Consider the following 15,181-nt stretch of genomic DNA (forward strand, 5'->3'; position numbering starts at 1 on the left):
GTTCCGGTCAGGCGTACATCGCCCGATGGCGCCTCGCCCACTGCGCATAGGTTGTGGCCGGTCGACCGAGTACCTCCTCGATATCAGGGCTGACCTGCTGTTCGTCCGCTGTGGGCATGCCCAGGATGGTGAGTGTGTGGTCGGCGACCGGCTCGGGCATGAAGCGCAGCATGTTCTGCTTGGCCTCGTCCACGGTGAGCTCGACGAAGGTGATCGAGGCGTCGATCGCTTCGGCCATCGCCGCGGCTTGGTCGCGCGGGGTGATCACGGCGGGCCCGGTCAGGGTGTAGGCGCGGCCGTGATGGCCCTCTTCGCGCAGTGCCACGGCGGCAACGGCGGCGATGTCGGCGGGGTCTACCGCCGGCAAACCGATGTCGCCGAACGGTGCGGGGACGACCCGCTGGGTGCGCACCGGTTCGATCCACGCGAAGGTGTTGGAGAAGAACGCACCAGGGCGCAGGGCCGTCCACTCCAGGCCGGATTCGGCGAGGGCCTGTTCGAACGCGATGGTCCGGGCGTAGCCGTCGGACTGTGGGCGGGTGACCGCGCCCTGCGAGGAGACGAAGACGACCCGGCGGATGCCGGCGTCCGCGGCGGTTTTCAGCAGCAGGGCCGGCTCGGGGCCGGTCATCAGCTGCTCGCCGGTGATCAGCAGGAACAGCGCGTCAGCGCCCTGTAGCGCGGGGGAGAGGCTGTCGAGATCGCCCAGGTCGGCGACCGTGTGCTCGACACCTGCCGGCAGGTCGGCGGGGCGCATGCCGCGGGATACCGCCCTGACCTGTGCTCCCGCGTCGACGAGTAGTCCGACCAGGGTGCTGCCGATATTGCCGGTTGCTCCGGTGACGACGATCATCTGAATCCTTAGTTAGTTGGCTGACTGACTTGCTGGACGCAAAGGTATCCCACCGACCGCGCCCTGTCTATAGTTAGTTGTATGACTAAATCGGACGCGCAGCTCAGCCCGAAGATCGGGAAGCGGGAACGCCTGGTGCAAGCGGCGATGCGCGTGTTCTACGAGCAGGGCATCGAGAAGACGACGATCGCCGATATCGCACGTGAGGCCGACGTCCCCGTCGGCAACGTCTACTACTACTTCAAGACCAAGGATCAGTTCATCGCCGCGGTCATCGAGTTGCACGCGCAGGTGCTGTCGGGCGCCGTCACCGAACTCGCCGAACTGCCGGGGCCTGCCGAGAAGCTGAAGGCCATGGTGCGCAGCTGGGTCGAACAACGTGAGATGGCGGCGCGTTTCGGCTGTCCGACCGGTTCACTCGCCGCCGAACTCGACAAGCGCGAGGACGCCTTCGGGGGACAGCCCGCACGCGTGATCGGGCTGCTGGTGGAGTGGGCGCGCGAACAGTTCGCCGGCCTCGGTCGCACCGACGCCGCCGAGCTCGCCGTTGCCTTCGTGGCCGCCTATCAGGGAATCTCGTTGCTCACCAACACGTTCCGCGACCCACAACTGATGGTCACCGAGGGCGCCCGGCTGGAACGATGGATCGACGAGCTGGCGCGGGAGTCCGGATAGCACCCGCGCGGGCTCGGTGTCGTCCGTCGGCGCGGTACTGCGCGTGGCTGGAGGTCAATCGGTGGCCTGCCAACCCGAGCACAGCAAGTCGATGGCGGTGATCGCGTCGTCGGTGGTGGTCAGGAAGACGCGCTGGTCGGCGACGCGAGGCGTGCCGGTGGCCGGGCGCATGCGGACCAGCCAGTGCATCGCGAGCTTGTCGCCGATGCGTTCGCGGCCGGAGTCGACGACGGCGAAGTCGTCGGGTCCGCCGAACCAGCCGCGGAAGCGCGCGATCGCCGGATCGGGGCCGACCGCGGTGAACGGGCCGGGTGGGATCAGGCCACGCAGCGTGACCTCGGGGGCGAGGTAGGACGCCATCGCGGCGAAGTCGCGCCGGATCAGCGCGGCGAGAAACAGGTCGGCGACCGAGGAGGTCGTCTGCGGGGTGAGGGTCGAAGTAGTCATGGGGAAAGTCTGCGACCGGTGTCGACGTCGAACATCGGGTGATCACCCGATCTTTGCCGGTTGATCCTCATCGGGCAGCAGGCCGTGGCGCATCGCGAACACCGCGGCCGAACCACGGCTGTGGACACCGATTTTGGTGTAGATGTGCTCGACGTGGCTGCCGGCGGTGCGCGGGCTGATCCCGAGGGCCTGGGCGATCTCGCGGGTCGACCGGCCGCGCACCAGCAGGGCGAGGACGTCGAGTTCGCGGGCGGTGAGTCCGGCGATCTGCGCGCGCTTGCGTGGTCTTCGGCCCTGGGCCGCGGCCAGTACGGCGGCAACGGCGTCGCCGTCGAGTCGTCCCGCTGTCACCTCGGCGCGCAGGATCCTGGCTCGCTCGCCGGGATCGATGGCCGGTCGGTGCGGCCGTTGCTCGCCGAGTGCGCGAAACATCTGGGCGGCGGCCAGAATTCGCGCGGTGGGCGGCAGCATCGAGCCGGTGAGCCCGCGCGGATAGCCGGACCCGTCGAGTCGTTCATACACCATCGAAGCCGGTCCGGCGAGCGCGGCCAGGTGCGGACTGCGCGCCAGCACTCGCTCGGTGAGATACGGAACCATCCGCACCCGTTCGCGTTCGGAGGCGGTCAGCGGACCCGGTTTGTTCCAGATGCCCGTCGAGACGCCGATGGTGCCGAGGCGACACACCAGGGCTGCCCGCCGCACGGTCTCCGCCTGATCGGCGGGCAGGCCGTACTCGCGGGCCGCGGCGGCGGCCAAGTCGGCCACGGCCCGGGAATGACCGAGGAACCAGGTCGCTTTCGCGTCGGAGTAGTCGGCGAAGACGGTGAGGACGTCGGTGAGTTCGTCGTCGGCGATCAGCCTGTCGAGCGCCGCGCAGCCGTCGATCACCTGCTGCCAGGCGTCGACCCGGTCGAGCCCGTCCAGCAACGCGCCGTCGCCCCGGGTGCACAGGTCCACCAGGTCGGGATCGAACTCGGTGCCACTGCGCGACAGCAGCATTCGCACCGCCGCGTCGACACCGCCCACCCGGGCATGGACCTCGGCGTCGTCGGCGATGTGCACGACACGCATCACCGGAATGATCGCCTCGCCACGCAATCCGCCGGGTACGCCGTGGCCGTCCCACCGTTCGAAGGCCTGCGGCAGCGCTGCCTGGACGGCGTCCGGCAGGTCGAGGCGGTCGGCGATATCGGCCGCGGTGCGGCAGTGGGTGAGGAACGAGTCCATCGTGTCGCGCACCCCACCCGCGAGGAACCGGCCGGTCATCGAGATCCGCCGCAGCGACGACCCGCCTTCGGCGAGGTGCCCGAGCAGGAAGGCCATCATCGGCAATCCGGTTTTGTCGACGTTGTAGCTGTCGGCCCGGATCCGCAGGTCGTCACCGAACCAGCGCGCCATCTCGGGGGAGTCGGCGACGCAGCCGACCCACGCCAGCAGCGAGACGTAGTAGGCCGCGGCGCGATCGGCCTCGGACAACCCCGCGGCCTCGGCGAGCCGGACAGCGAGAACGGTCTGGCGCAGCACATGTTCCTGCGGCTGGCCGAGCCCGAGGTCGGTGGCCAGTGACAGCGAGGCGACGAGTTCGGCGAGCCGAAGGGGTCGTCGGGACGGGTCCGTCACGAATTCAGATTACTCCTTGCGCTCGATGCATTGCCGATATATCGTCGATAGTGTCAAGAACAACGAGAGAGCCTGAGGAGGCTGTCATGCAGAACCAAGAACACCGAGAATTCGGACACTTCCGGCGCGGTCGCGGACCGGGCCCCCGGGAATTCGGCCCCGACCGGCAGCAGTTCCGCCACGGCGGGCGTCATGGCCACGGCCCCGACTTCGGACCGGGCTTCGGCCCAGGTTTCGGACCGGGCTTCGGTCCCGGTTTCGGTCGCGGACGCGGCCGCGGCGGGCGCGGCAGGCGCGGTGACGTGCGCGCCGCGGTGCTGCTGCTGCTCGTCGAGCGCCCGATGCACGGCTACGAATTGATCCAGCAGATCCGCGACCGCAGCGACGATGTCTGGCGCCCCAGCCCGGGGTCCATCTACCCGGCATTGGCCCAGCTCGAGGACGAGGGCCTGGTGCTCATCGAGAAGGTGGCCGGTCGCAAGACCGCGCAGCTCACCGACGAGGGCAAGGCCTATGTCGAGACCCATCGTGAGGATCTCGGCGACCCGTGGGCCGAGGTCAAACAGGACGTCGGCGCCCAGGCGCTGGACCTGCGCGGACTGGTCGGACAGGTGATGGGCGCGGTCGGTCAGGTGGCCCAGGTCGGCACGGCGCAGCAGGCGGCGAAGGCGGCCGAGGTGCTCGCCGAGACCCGGCGGGCGCTGTATCGAATCCTCGCCGAGGACGATGTTTCCTCCGAGGGTGACGCAACCCCCGAGAAGTGAGGGCGTCGTGAACGCCCTGCCCGGCGTGCGGTTGTCGGTCCCATGGAGTAAATGTTTGGGGCATGGAACAACTGGGAATGTTGTGGGGTTGGGGAACATCACGATTGCGCGGCGCGATGTCGGTCACGGCACTCGCCTGCACGGCGGTGATCGGTGTGTCCTTCGCGCCGATCGCCGCCGCTGAACCGGCGGGCTATCGGCCCGCCGTCATTCCGATGCAAGCGGGTCCGGCGCAGGCCGATCACCTGGATGCCGCCCATTACATCAAGGCCAACCCGAACTCGGTTCCGGTGGGGCTCAACAACTTCGGGTGTACGCCCACCGCCGAGCACCCGCGGCCGATCGTGTTGGTGCACGGCACCGACTCGAGCGCGTACTCCGACTGGGCGGGAATCGGGCCGCAACTGGTGTCGGCCGGCTACTGCGTGTTCGCGCTGAACTACGGCGGGGCGCCGGGCGCCGACACCTACGGCACCGAGGACATGCGGATCAGTTTCGCCCAGCTCGGCCAATTCGTCGACGAAGTCCTCGTCGCGACCAAGGCGACCAAGGTCGATCTGGTCGGGTTCTCGCAGGGGGCGAACGTCAGCCGGTTCTATGTCAACAAGCTCGGGGGCGCGCCGAAGGTCGGGACCTGGGTCGGCCTGGCCTCACCCAGCTACGGCGGGGTCATGTACGGACTGGTCCCGGTGGGGCAGGCCGTTCCCGGCATGATGGATGTCTTCGCGAAGGTCACCTCGACCGCTGCGGTCCAGCAGGCTCAGGGCGAACCTCTCATGGTGGAGCTCAACGCGGGCGGCGACACCGTGGCCGGTGTCCGGTACGTCACCGTCGGCAGCCGCGTCGACGAGATGATCCAGCCGTTCTCGAACATCGCGCTGCGCGGTGCGGGCGCCGAGAACCTCGTCCTGCAAGACCTCTGCGCCGACGATCTGACCGGGCACTTCCACCTGGTCTACGACCCCTTCGTGCAGCAGTTGCTCCAGCGCGTCCTCGACCCGGTCCGGGCACCGGCACCGGTCTGCGCGCCCGTCCCGCTCGGCACCGGCATCCCCGAGGTGATCATCGCGGGCAACTCCTGACAGCCGGGCTGGACGGAAGCGCCTCGCGGGGTCACTAGACTGGGACGACCGCAATTCGTCCTCCCCGGGAGCCGCCGTGACCATTCAGCCTGTTCGCCTGTTCGGCGACCCGATCCTGCGTTCTCGTGCCGACGCGGTCACCGAGTTCGGTCCCGACCTCGCCACGTTGGTCGCCGATCTCACCGAGACCATGCACGACGACGGTGGGGTCGGGATGGCCGCGCCGCAGATCGGTGTCGGCCTGCGGGTGTTCGTCTACGACACCGGCGACGCCGCGGGGCATGTGGTGAATCCGGAGTGGTCGGCCGTCGGGGCCGACGAACAGGTCGGTCCCGAGGGCTGCCTGTCGATCCCCGGCGTGCGTTACGACGTGCGCCGGGCAGCGCGCGTGCGGGTCAGCGGGGTCGACGTCACCGGTGCGCCGGTCGAATTCGAGGCCGACGGTCTGCTCGCGCGCTGTGTGCAGCACGAGTACGACCACCTCGACGGCGTGCTGTTCATCAACCGGCTCGAACCGGCCGACCGCAAGGACGCGATGCGTACCATCCGCGAATCCGACTGGTTCCGCGGCGGGATCACCGTGCGCGAATCCAGCGGTGTCGGCGGTGGTCGCTGATGCGCGTAGTTTTCGCGGGCACGCCCGAGCCCGCTGTGCCGTCGCTGCGCCGGTTGATCGAGAGCGAAGGCCACGAGGTCGTCGCGGTGGTCACGCGACCCGACGCGGTCGCGGGCCGTGGTCGCAAGCTCCTGCGCTCGCCGGTCGGGCAGCTCGCCGACGAACACGGCATTCCGGTGTTCACGCCACGCAAGCCGTCCGAGCCCGAGTTCGTCGCCGCGCTCACCGAGCTCGCACCGGACTGCTGCCCGGTCGTGGCCTACGGTGCGCTGCTGCCCCAGCAGGTGCTCGACATCCCCGCCCACGGCTGGATCAACCTGCACTTCTCGCTGCTGCCCGCCTGGCGCGGGGCGGCTCCCGTGCAGGCGGCCATCGACGCCGGTGACGACATGACCGGCGCGTCGACGTTCCTGATCGAAGCAGGCCTCGATACGGGTCCGGTGTACGGGGTGATGACCGAGAAGATCGGGCTCACCGACACCGCGGGCGAACTGCTGGCCCGGCTCGCCGAAGCGGGTGCCGTGCTGCTCGAGAAGACCCTGGACGGCGTGGAAGACGGTTCGCTGCAAGCGATTCCGCAATCCCATGACGGCGTGACCTACGCACCGAAGGTGACCGTGGAAGCCGGGCGGATCGGGTTCGACGAACCCGCGCTCGCCATCCACCGCCACATTCGCGCCGTCACCCCGGCGCCCGGCGCGTGGACCGAGGTGAACGGGCTGCGCCTCAAACTCGGCCCGGTGGAAATGGTGGAGGAAACCTTGCCCGAACGCGAGATCGAGGTGCGCAAATCCGGCGTCTTCGTCGGAACATCGACCACAGCGGTCCGCCTGGGGCAGGTCCAGCCGCCCGGCAAGAAGATGATGAACGCCCTGGACTGGGCGCGCGGCGCCCGCCTCGCGCCCGGCACGGTGATCGGATGAGTGCCTCGGACCGTCGCCGTCGCCGTGAAGCCGATGCCGCGAAGGGCGTGAGCCCCCGCGAGGACCGTAAACCCACCGGAAAGTCCGGCGAGCCGCGCGGAGGCAGCCCCCGCGACGACCGCAAGATCACCGGCAAGAACGTCGACGGCGGCTGGGCCGCCCGCGCTGCGAAGGGCACCACCACCCCGCGCGCGGACGGCGACCGCTGGACGGATCGCTCCGACCGACCCCGCCGCGACGACCGCCCCGGTTTCGCTCGCGGCGCGCAGGGTCGCGACGCGGGCAATCGACGTGACGACGGTCCGCGCTCCGGCGCGCCCCGCCGCGAAGACGACCGCCCCGGTTTCGGTCGCGGCGCGAGTGACCGGGCGCAAGGACGTGACGTGGGTGGCCGACGCGACGCCGCCCCGCGCTCCGAGGCACCTCGTCGTGCCGACGACCGCCCTGGCTTCGGCGGCGCGGACGACCGTGCTCAGGGCCGTGACTCGGCCGACCAGCGCGATGATCGTGGCAACGCGGGACGCACGGGCACGGCACGGTCCGGTGCGGGACGATCCGACCGTGGCGCGTCGCGTCCCGATCGTGGTGCGCGCGCAGGAGACTCGCGTGGCCGTGGTGCGGGCAACCGGGATGCTGGTGCGCCGGCGGGTAAAGCGCCCGCTCAGCGTCGTCCCGAGCGTCCCGATCCCAGCGTGCCCAGTCCACGCAAGCGCCGCGGCGAGCCCGTGGATCCCGCGCGCGAAGTCGCCCTCGATGTGCTGCGGGCCGTGCGTGAGCGCGACGCCTATGCCAATCTCGCGCTGCCGAAACTGTTGCGTGAGCGCAAGATCAGTGGGCGCGATGCCGCGTTCGCGACCGAGCTCACCTACGGCGCCAGCCGTTCGCAGGGGCAGCTCGACGCGGTGATCTCGGCGTGCGCCGGCCGCCCGGTCGACGAGATCGATGGCCCCATCCTCGACATCCTGCGCCTCGGCGTCTACCAGCTGCTGCGGACCCGTACCAGCGCGCACGCCGCCGTCGACACCTCCGTCGACTTGGCCAGTGCCGAATTCGGCCAGGGCCGTGCCGGTTTCGTCAACGCGGTGCTGCGGCGGGCGGGAGAGAAGACCGCCGAGGAGTGGATCGCCGAGCTGGCCCCCGCCGACCCGGTCGGCAAGCTCGCCTTCGAGCACGCGCATCCGAAATGGATCGCCCAGTCCTTCGCCGACGCACTCGGAGCGCAGGCGGGTGAGCTGGACGCACTCCTGAAGGCCGATGACGAGCGCCCGGTCGTGCACCTGGTCGCCCGGCCCGGCGAGATCACCTCGGAAGAGCTCGCGCTGGTCACCGGCGGTGAGGAGGGCCGCTGGTCCCCGTACGCGGTGTATCTCGACGGTGGCGATCCCGGTCTGCTGGAACCGGTCCGTGACGGCATCGCCTCCGTCCAGGACGAGGGCAGCCAGCTGGTCGCGCTCGCTCTCACCCGTGCGCCGCTGGAAGGCCCCGACAAGGGGCGCTGGCTCGATCTCTGCGCAGGTCCCGGCGGTAAGGCGGCCTTGCTCGGGGCGCTCGCCGCCATCGACCTGTTCACCGTCGACGCTGTCGAACCGGCCGAGCACCGTGCCGAACTGGTTCGCAAATCCACCCGGAATCTGCCCGTCACCGTGCATGTCGCGGACGGTCGCGACAGTGGCCTGACCCCCGGCTACGACCGCGTCCTCGTCGACGCGCCGTGCACGGGCCTCGGCGCGCTGCGTCGCCGCCCCGAGGCGCGCTGGCGTCGGACTCCGGCCGACGTGGCGGAGCTGGTGACCCTGCAGCGTGAACTTCTCACCGCCGCATGGGATCTGGTGCGCCCCGGTGGTGTCGTCGTGTATTCGACCTGCTCGCCGCATCTCGCCGAAACAGTGTCGGTGGTCGCCGATTTCGTCCGCCGCAGCGGCGCCGAGGAACTCGACAGCCGCGAGTTCCTGCCCGGTGTCACCGATCTCGGCGACGGCCCCTCCGCGCAGCTGTGGCCGCATCGCCACGGCACCGACGCCATGTTCCTGGCGACGCTGCGCAAGAAGTAGCCGCGACAGCACGACGGCGCCGTCCCCGCACGGGGGCGGCGCCGTTCCATTTGTCCAAGCGAGGAGCGAGCGCCGAGGAGGAGAATCGGCGTATGGCGATGACATGGGATCAGGTGGTCGCGATGGCGACGGCACTGCCGGGTGTGGCGGAAGGCACCTGGTGGCGCAGTCCCGGCCTGAATGTCGGCGGCAAGAGCTTCGCTCGACTGCGTGATGAAGCCGAAGGCGGCCTCGTGCTGCTCTGTGAGCCCACGGAGAAGGAAGCGCTGCTGGCCTCCGGCGACCGAGCCTTCTACACGACCCCACACTATGACGGGTACCCGTACATCCTCATCGATCTCGACGCGGTCGACCCGCAGCAGCTCGTCGAGCTACTCGACAGTGCCTGGTGGCTGCGCGCACCCGCGAAGCTGCGGCGCGCGAGGCGAGGTGCATAGGAGAGGACGCCGTTGTCCTGTCCCGGAGTCAGTCCCGTTCGGACAATTCGCGCAGGCGTGCCAGGGTTTTCGCGAGAATCCGGGACACGTGCATCTGCGAGATTCCCAGCTGCGAGGCGATCTGGGTCTGCGTCATCGACTCGAAGAATCGCATGGTCAGGATGCGGCGCTCACGTTCGGGCAGGCCCGCCAGCAGTGGCCGCACCGCGATGTACTCCTCGACCCGGTCGAACTGCGACTCTTCCTCGCCGAGCGTGTCGAGCAGCGACGCGTCGCTGTCGCGCCCGATCGAGGCCGCGTCGATCGACGTCGGCTGATAGGCATTGCCCGCGATGACGGCCTGGGTGACCTCGTCGGGGTCCACATCGAGTTCGGCGGCGATCTCCTTGGCGGTGGGGGAGCGCCCCAACCGCTGCGAGAGCTGATCCACGGCCGCGCCGATGCGCAGGTGGGTTTCCTTGACTCGCCGCGGGACCCGCATCGCCCAGGTGTTGTCCCGGAAGTATCGCCGGACCTCGCCCATGATCGTCGGCACCGCGAAGGACAGGAAGTTCGAGCCACGGCTCAGGTCGAACCGGTCCACCGCGTGCACCAGACCGACACGCGCCACCTGCGACAGATCGTCGAACGGCTCGCCGCGTCCGCTGAATTTGCGGGCGATGTGGTCGGCCAGCGGAATGCAGCGGTTGATCAGCGCATCGCGCGCGACCGCGTGCGCGACGCTGCCCGGTTCGGTCGCCGCGAGACGCTCGAACAGGGCGCTGACGTCGTCGTAGCCGGACACCGGTTCCGGGGTTTCGGTCTCCTCCTCGAGAGTTTCCTGCTCGAGGGATTCCTTGTCCGGTTCTGCGCCGTTCTCCGACTCCGCGGCAGGGGAGTCGGTTTTGTCGGGTTCGCTGAGATCGTGCTGGTCGGGCTGGTTGTCCTCGCCGTGCACTATGCCTTCCCCCGGACCCTGCGGAATCGGACCGTCGTCGGATACCCGGACACGCCTGCGTCGAAATCCTGCTGCTCGGCGATGACCTCGTCGCAGAGCGTGCGCAGCACATGCCACCCGAAGCTGCGCTGATCCGGCATGCCCTGCGCCGCAGCGACACCGTCGACGCGCACCTGGAGTTCGAAGTCGCCGACGAGGAATTCGCAGGTGAGCAGCGTATTCGGGCCGGCGATCGCGATGATCGTCGAGCACACCTCATCCACGGCGAGGCGCACGTCGGCTACCTCGTCGAGGGTGAAATCACTGAGTAGCACCAGTGTTTCGGCCAGTCCGCGCACGATTGGCAGCTGCGTCAGCTGTGCTGCCACACGAATCTCCACCGGGGCGCCGAAGGGCCCATGTTCCGCCGAAAAATTGGTCACCCTGAGAAGGCTACCCATATCCCGGCAGGGCAATCACCATCGCCGTCGCTACACTGGCGCGCTGTGTCCACTCCGACGTTCTCCCGTCCGTCCCAGCCGATGATCGCCCCGTCAATCCTGTCCGCGGACTTCGCGAATCTGGCCGCCGAGGCCGCCGCGGTCGAAGGATGCGATTGGCTGCACGTCGACGTCATGGACGGGCACTTCGTACCGAACCTCACGCTGGGTCTGCCGATCGTGCAGAGCCTGCTGAAGGCGACCGATATTCCGTTCGATTGCCACCTGATGATCGACGATCCGGGCCGCTGGGCCCCGAGCTACGCCGAGGCGGGCGCCTACAACGTCACCATCCACGCCGAGGCGACCGATGATCCGATCGCGGTGGCGCGCGATATCCGCGCCGCGGGCGGGCGGGCCGGGCTGTCGGTGAAGCCGAACACCCCGATCGAGCCGTACCTGGAAATCCTGCGCGAATTCGACACCCTGCTGGTGATGAGCGTGGAACCCGGTTTCGGCGGGCAGTCGTTCATCCCCGGCGTGCTGGAGAAGGCGCGGATCGTGCGCAATCTGGTCGATTCGGGCGAGCTGCACCTGGTCGTCGAAATCGACGGCGGCATCAACGACGACACCATCGAGCAGGCGGCAGCGGCCGGAATCGATTGCTTCGTGGCCGGGTCGGCCGTCTACAACACGGCCGACCCGGGCGCTGCCGTGCAGAAGCTGCGCAACCTGGCCACCTCGGCCTGGCTGCCGTAACTACAGCGCGCGGAGCTTGCGGGTGCCCAGCGCCCGCGCCGCGTCGATGACGGCCTGCACCGGCGGCCGCTGGTCGCCGGATTCGGGTTCCTGCACCCAGGTGCGGTAGCCGGTGCGCTCGTCGTCGGGGGAGGGCAGCACGATCTGGCTGCCCGCGCAGGCGACGGTCGCGTACAGGCGGAACAGTTCGGCCGACGCGGTCGCGGTGACGGCGTCCGGGCGGCAGGGGCCGGTGAGGAAGGTCCAGCGCCGCGCGCGGGGGTGATCGACCACCGGACCCGCGATCGCGGCCTCGCGCAATCGGGCCTGGACGCGTTCGCCCAGATCGCCGGGCATGGTGACCGCGCCGTAGTGCGCGCCGATCTGGAGCAGAATGCGGCGGGAATCGAAATCGATCTTGGCCGGTAGGTGCAGTTCTCGCCGATAACGCACGCAGCGCATTTCCAGCGTCGAATCGATCAATGTGCTCACGCGGCACCCCCACATATAGCGAACCTGTTGTGACCCACAGTGTTGTCTTCCTGGAGTGGTGGACTATCCCTGGGGCGAACTCCCGGTAGCCGCTGTGCTCCGGGCGATGATGTCGGGAGAACCTGCAGTTCCAGGGCCCGACATCTGGCTGAACAGCAGGAATCGTTGACGTAACAATATTGCGTCAACGGCGCGGCGGGCGCAAGCATTACACTCACCGTGTTTCCAGTTCGTAGTGGCGGGTAATACCAGGCTAAGGCAGCCTGATGAATGCCGGGGATCGGTTCGCCGAAAATTGGATTGAACGACAACCGCCGTATTGATTAACGGCGGCGTTGCGTCATGTCGATACACGTTCGCAGCCGAATCGATGCGCTACCGATCGCTTTCGGTGATCAAGGGCTGCGTGCGGTCGGGTTCGGCCCCCGACCCGGGCTCACGGGCCGCGCTACTAGGCTGTGCGACGAGCTGGGTGGCCTCGCGGGAATAGCGGCCACCCACCTGCTGTTGGGCCCAACGGGTACGGATGACGCGACAAGGGAGTCAGGCATGTTCACAGGGATCGTCGAGGAGCTTGGCGAGATCGTGGCCACCGAAGCGCTGACCGACGCCGCCCGGTTGACGATCCGCGGCAAGCTGGTGACTTCCGATGCCGGGCACGGCGATTCGATCGCCGTCAACGGCGTCTGCCTCACCGTCGTCGACGTGATCGACGGCGACAGCTTCACCGTCGACGTCATGGACGAGACGTTGAAGCGCTCGAGCATCGGCGGCTTGGTCCCCGGATCGCCGGTCAACCTCGAGCGCGCGGCCGCGTTGAACAGCCGCCTCGGTGGCCACCTCGTGCAGGGCCATGTAGACGGCACCGGCACCGTGCTGCGGCGCACCCCGTCGGAGAACTGGGAGGTCGTGCGGATCTCGCTGCCGGATTCCATCGCGCGCTATGTGGTGGAGAAGGGCTCGATCACCGTCGACGGCGTTTCCCTCACCGTCTCCGCGCTCGGCATCGACGACGAGCCGAACGCCGACGGATCCCGCGATTGGTTCGAGGTCTCCCTGATCCCGACCACCCTCGCCCTGACCGTCCTCGGCACCGCCCCCGTCGGGGCCACCGTGAACCTCGAGGTGGACGTCATCGCCAAGTACGTGGAACGTCTCGCCCAGCGAGGCTGACACCGATCGGCGCCGGGCCTCACCGAACACCCCGAGGCCACGCCGTAATGTAGGAAGTCATTGCCATCCCCAGGGCAGTTTCTCGGCCGCCTCGATCTGGACTGATCAGAGGGTGCGACGAAGGAGTGCCCGCCGGGAGGGAAGATCGAGGCCCACCGGGCCGAGAAACCCGCGGCCCCGGCCGCCAAATATACGGAGCAAGCAGACGTGACCAGGTTGGACAGCATCGAGCGCGCGGTCGCCGATATCGCGGCCGGCAAGGCTGTTGTCGTCATCGACGACGAGGACCGGGAGAACGAAGGCGACCTCATCTTCGCGGCCGAGAAGGCCACCCCGGAGCTGGTCGCGTTCATGATCCGCTACACCTCCGGCTACATCTGCGTGCCGTTGACCGCCGACGACTGCGACCGGCTCGGCCTGCCGCCCGCGTACGCGATGAACCAGGACAAGCACGGCACCGCCTACACCGTCTCGGTGGACGCGCGCGAGGGCATCACCACCGGCATCTCCGGCGCCGACCGGGCCGTCACCATGCGCCTGCTGGCCAGCGCGCAGGCCAAGGCCGACGAGTTCACCCGCCCCGGCCATGTGGTGCCGCTGCGCGCCAAGGACGGCGGCGTGCTGCGCAGGCCCGGCCACACCGAGGCCGCGGTCGATCTGGCCCGGATGGCCGGGTTGCGTCCCGCGGGCGTGATCTGCGAGATCGTCAGCCAGAAGGACGACGGGCACATGGCCCGTACCGACGAGCTGCGCGTGTTCGCCGACGAGCACAACCTGGCGATGATCTCGATCGCCGACATGATCGCCTGGCGGCGCAAGCACGAGAAGCATGTCGTGCGGGTGGCCGAGGCCCGTATTCCGACCGCGCACGGCGATTTCAAGGCCGTGGGCTACCAGAGCATCTTCGACGATGCCGAGCACGTCGCGCTGGTGCGCGGCGACATCGGTGACGGCGAGGACGTGCTGGTGCGGGTGCACTCGGAATGCTTGACCGGTGACGTCTTCGGCTCGCTGCGCTGCGATTGCGGCCCGCAGCTGGACGCGGCACTGGAGATGGTCGATCAGGAGGGTCGCGGTGTCGTCCTCTACATGCGCGGGCACGAGGGCCGTGGCATCGGCCTGATGCACAAGCTGCAGGCCTACCAGTTGCAGGACACCGGTCGCGATACCGTCGACGCCAACCTCGATCTCGGTCTGCCCGCCGACGCCCGTGACTACGGCACCGGCGCGCAGATCCTGGTCGATCTCGGCATCCGCTCGATGCGCCTGCTCACCAACAATCCGGCCAAGCGGGTCGGCCTCGACGGTTACGGTCTCGCGATCACCGAGCGCGTCCCGATGCCGTTGCGCGCCAATGCCGAGAACCTGCACTACCTGCGCACCAAGCGGGATCGGATGGGCCACGACCTGGTCGGCCTCGACGATCTCGACCTCGGCGAAACCGCGCAGTGATCACTTCGTACGAAAGGCGGCAACGATGAGCGGTACAGGTGTCCCGAGCTTCGCTCTGGCGCAGGCCAAAGACGTCAAACTCGGCATCGTCGCCTCGCGCTGGCACACCGAGATCTGTGACACCCTCGTGGCGAATGCCGAACGGGTGGCCAAGGAAGCCGGCGTCGAACATGTGACCGTGGTGCGCTGCGCCGGTGCGATGGAGCTGCCGGTCGTCGCGCAGGAACTGGCGCGCACGCACGACGCCGTCGTGGCTCTGGGTGTCGTGATCCGGGGTGGCACACCGCATTTCGAGTACGTGTGCGATGCGGTGACGGCCGGGCTGACCCGGGTGTCGCTCGATGCGGCCACCCCCGTCACCAACGGTGTGCTCACCACGAACGACGAGGAGCAGGCGCGCGATCGGGCCGGGCTGCCCGGTTCGGCGGAGGACAAGGGCGAACAGGCCTGCGCCGCCGCTCTCGATGCCGCGCTCACCTTGCGCGCGCTGCGATCGGTGTGA

The 15,181-nt window shown here is 68.8% G+C and carries 17 protein-coding genes; 11 read left to right on the forward strand and 6 right to left on the reverse strand.

Features of this window, described 5'->3' with window-relative positions; translation table 11 throughout:
- Positions 1-7: 7 nt before the first annotated feature.
- Positions 8-853: an SDR family oxidoreductase gene (locus ACWF99_RS08605; RefSeq protein WP_452535525.1), complete on the reverse strand. Its 846-nt coding sequence runs from the start codon at positions 851-853 to the stop codon at positions 8-10.
- 81 nt (positions 854-934) lie between these two features.
- Between ACWF99_RS08605 and ACWF99_RS08610 the strand changes: the two genes are divergently transcribed.
- Positions 935-1,528 carry a TetR/AcrR family transcriptional regulator gene (locus ACWF99_RS08610; RefSeq protein WP_378627034.1) on the forward strand — a complete coding sequence of 198 codons (594 nt, stop codon included), beginning with the start codon at positions 935-937 and terminating at the stop codon, positions 1,526-1,528.
- Between the two features lie 54 nt (positions 1,529-1,582).
- Here ACWF99_RS08610 and ACWF99_RS08615 read toward each other — a convergent pair whose 3' ends face one another.
- On the reverse strand, positions 1,583-1,975 hold the full coding sequence (locus ACWF99_RS08615; protein WP_452535526.1) for a nuclear transport factor 2 family protein: 393 nt from the start codon (positions 1,973-1,975) through the stop codon (positions 1,583-1,585).
- Positions 1,976-2,017: 42 nt separating this feature from the next.
- Positions 2,018-3,595: an HD domain-containing phosphohydrolase gene (locus tag ACWF99_RS08620; RefSeq protein WP_452535527.1), complete on the reverse strand. Its 1,578-nt coding sequence runs from the start codon at positions 3,593-3,595 to the stop codon at positions 2,018-2,020.
- Between the two features lie 86 nt (positions 3,596-3,681).
- Here ACWF99_RS08620 and ACWF99_RS08625 point away from each other — a divergent pair, with 86 nt between their 5' ends.
- The 6 genes from ACWF99_RS08625 (at position 3,682) to ACWF99_RS08650 (ending at position 9,468) form a co-directional block, all read left to right on the forward strand.
- A complete protein-coding gene (locus ACWF99_RS08625; RefSeq protein WP_452535528.1) occupies positions 3,682-4,359 on the forward strand; it encodes a PadR family transcriptional regulator in 678 nt (225 codons plus the stop codon).
- A gap of 62 nt (positions 4,360-4,421) precedes the next feature.
- Positions 4,422-5,441 (forward strand): esterase/lipase family protein, encoded by a 1,020-nt coding sequence (locus ACWF99_RS08630; RefSeq protein WP_452535529.1) that lies wholly within the window; start codon positions 4,422-4,424, stop codon positions 5,439-5,441.
- A 76-nt stretch (positions 5,442-5,517) separates the two neighbouring features.
- A complete protein-coding gene (gene def / locus ACWF99_RS08635) occupies positions 5,518-6,057 on the forward strand; it encodes a peptide deformylase (RefSeq protein WP_378627041.1) in 540 nt (179 codons plus the stop codon).
- A complete protein-coding gene (gene fmt, locus ACWF99_RS08640; RefSeq protein ID WP_378662499.1) occupies positions 6,057-6,980 on the forward strand; it encodes a methionyl-tRNA formyltransferase in 924 nt (307 codons plus the stop codon). Before def ends, fmt begins: the two co-directional genes overlap by 1 nt.
- A 692-nt stretch (positions 6,981-7,672) precedes the next feature.
- A complete protein-coding gene (locus ACWF99_RS08645; protein WP_387444445.1) occupies positions 7,673-9,031 on the forward strand; it encodes an RsmB/NOP family class I SAM-dependent RNA methyltransferase in 1,359 nt (452 codons plus the stop codon).
- 92 nt (positions 9,032-9,123) lie between these two features.
- Positions 9,124-9,468 carry an MmcQ/YjbR family DNA-binding protein gene (locus ACWF99_RS08650; RefSeq protein ID WP_452535530.1) on the forward strand — a complete coding sequence of 115 codons (345 nt, stop codon included), beginning with the start codon at positions 9,124-9,126 and terminating at the stop codon, positions 9,466-9,468.
- A gap of 28 nt (positions 9,469-9,496) precedes the next feature.
- On the opposite strand, the gene ACWF99_RS08655 is transcribed toward ACWF99_RS08650, so the two are convergent.
- Positions 9,497-10,252 carry an RNA polymerase sigma factor SigF gene (locus ACWF99_RS08655; RefSeq protein ID WP_266295523.1) on the reverse strand — a complete coding sequence of 252 codons (756 nt, stop codon included), beginning with the start codon at positions 10,250-10,252 and terminating at the stop codon, positions 9,497-9,499.
- 152 nt (positions 10,253-10,404) lie between these two features.
- Positions 10,405-10,773, reverse strand: coding sequence for an anti-sigma factor (locus ACWF99_RS08660; RefSeq protein WP_378655992.1), 369 nt, complete (start codon positions 10,771-10,773; stop codon positions 10,405-10,407).
- 153 nt (positions 10,774-10,926) lie between these two features.
- Here ACWF99_RS08660 and rpe point away from each other — a divergent pair, with 153 nt between their 5' ends.
- The gene (gene rpe, locus ACWF99_RS08665; RefSeq protein WP_378628313.1) at positions 10,927-11,583 is read left to right on the forward strand and encodes a ribulose-phosphate 3-epimerase; all 657 of its coding nucleotides are present in this window, start codon (positions 10,927-10,929) and stop codon (positions 11,581-11,583) included.
- Here rpe and ACWF99_RS08670 read toward each other — a convergent pair whose 3' ends face one another.
- A complete protein-coding gene (locus ACWF99_RS08670) occupies positions 11,584-12,054 on the reverse strand; it encodes a hypothetical protein (RefSeq protein ID WP_378627047.1) in 471 nt (156 codons plus the stop codon).
- Between the two features lie 549 nt (positions 12,055-12,603).
- Here ACWF99_RS08670 and ACWF99_RS08675 point away from each other — a divergent pair.
- The 3 genes from ACWF99_RS08675 to ribH all read left to right on the forward strand — a co-directional run bounded on the left by ACWF99_RS08675 (position 12,604) and on the right by ribH (position 15,181).
- Positions 12,604-13,227, forward strand: coding sequence for a riboflavin synthase (locus tag ACWF99_RS08675; protein ID WP_378627048.1), 624 nt, complete (start codon positions 12,604-12,606; stop codon positions 13,225-13,227).
- A 207-nt stretch (positions 13,228-13,434) separates the two neighbouring features.
- Positions 13,435-14,679 (forward strand): bifunctional 3,4-dihydroxy-2-butanone-4-phosphate synthase/GTP cyclohydrolase II, encoded by a 1,245-nt coding sequence (locus tag ACWF99_RS08680; protein ID WP_378627050.1) that lies wholly within the window; start codon positions 13,435-13,437, stop codon positions 14,677-14,679.
- Positions 14,680-14,704: 25 nt separating this feature from the next.
- Positions 14,705-15,181 (forward strand): 6,7-dimethyl-8-ribityllumazine synthase, encoded by a 477-nt coding sequence (ribH, locus tag ACWF99_RS08685; protein WP_378627052.1) that lies wholly within the window; start codon positions 14,705-14,707, stop codon positions 15,179-15,181.

Source organism: Nocardia sp. NPDC055002 (genome assembly GCF_053608825.1).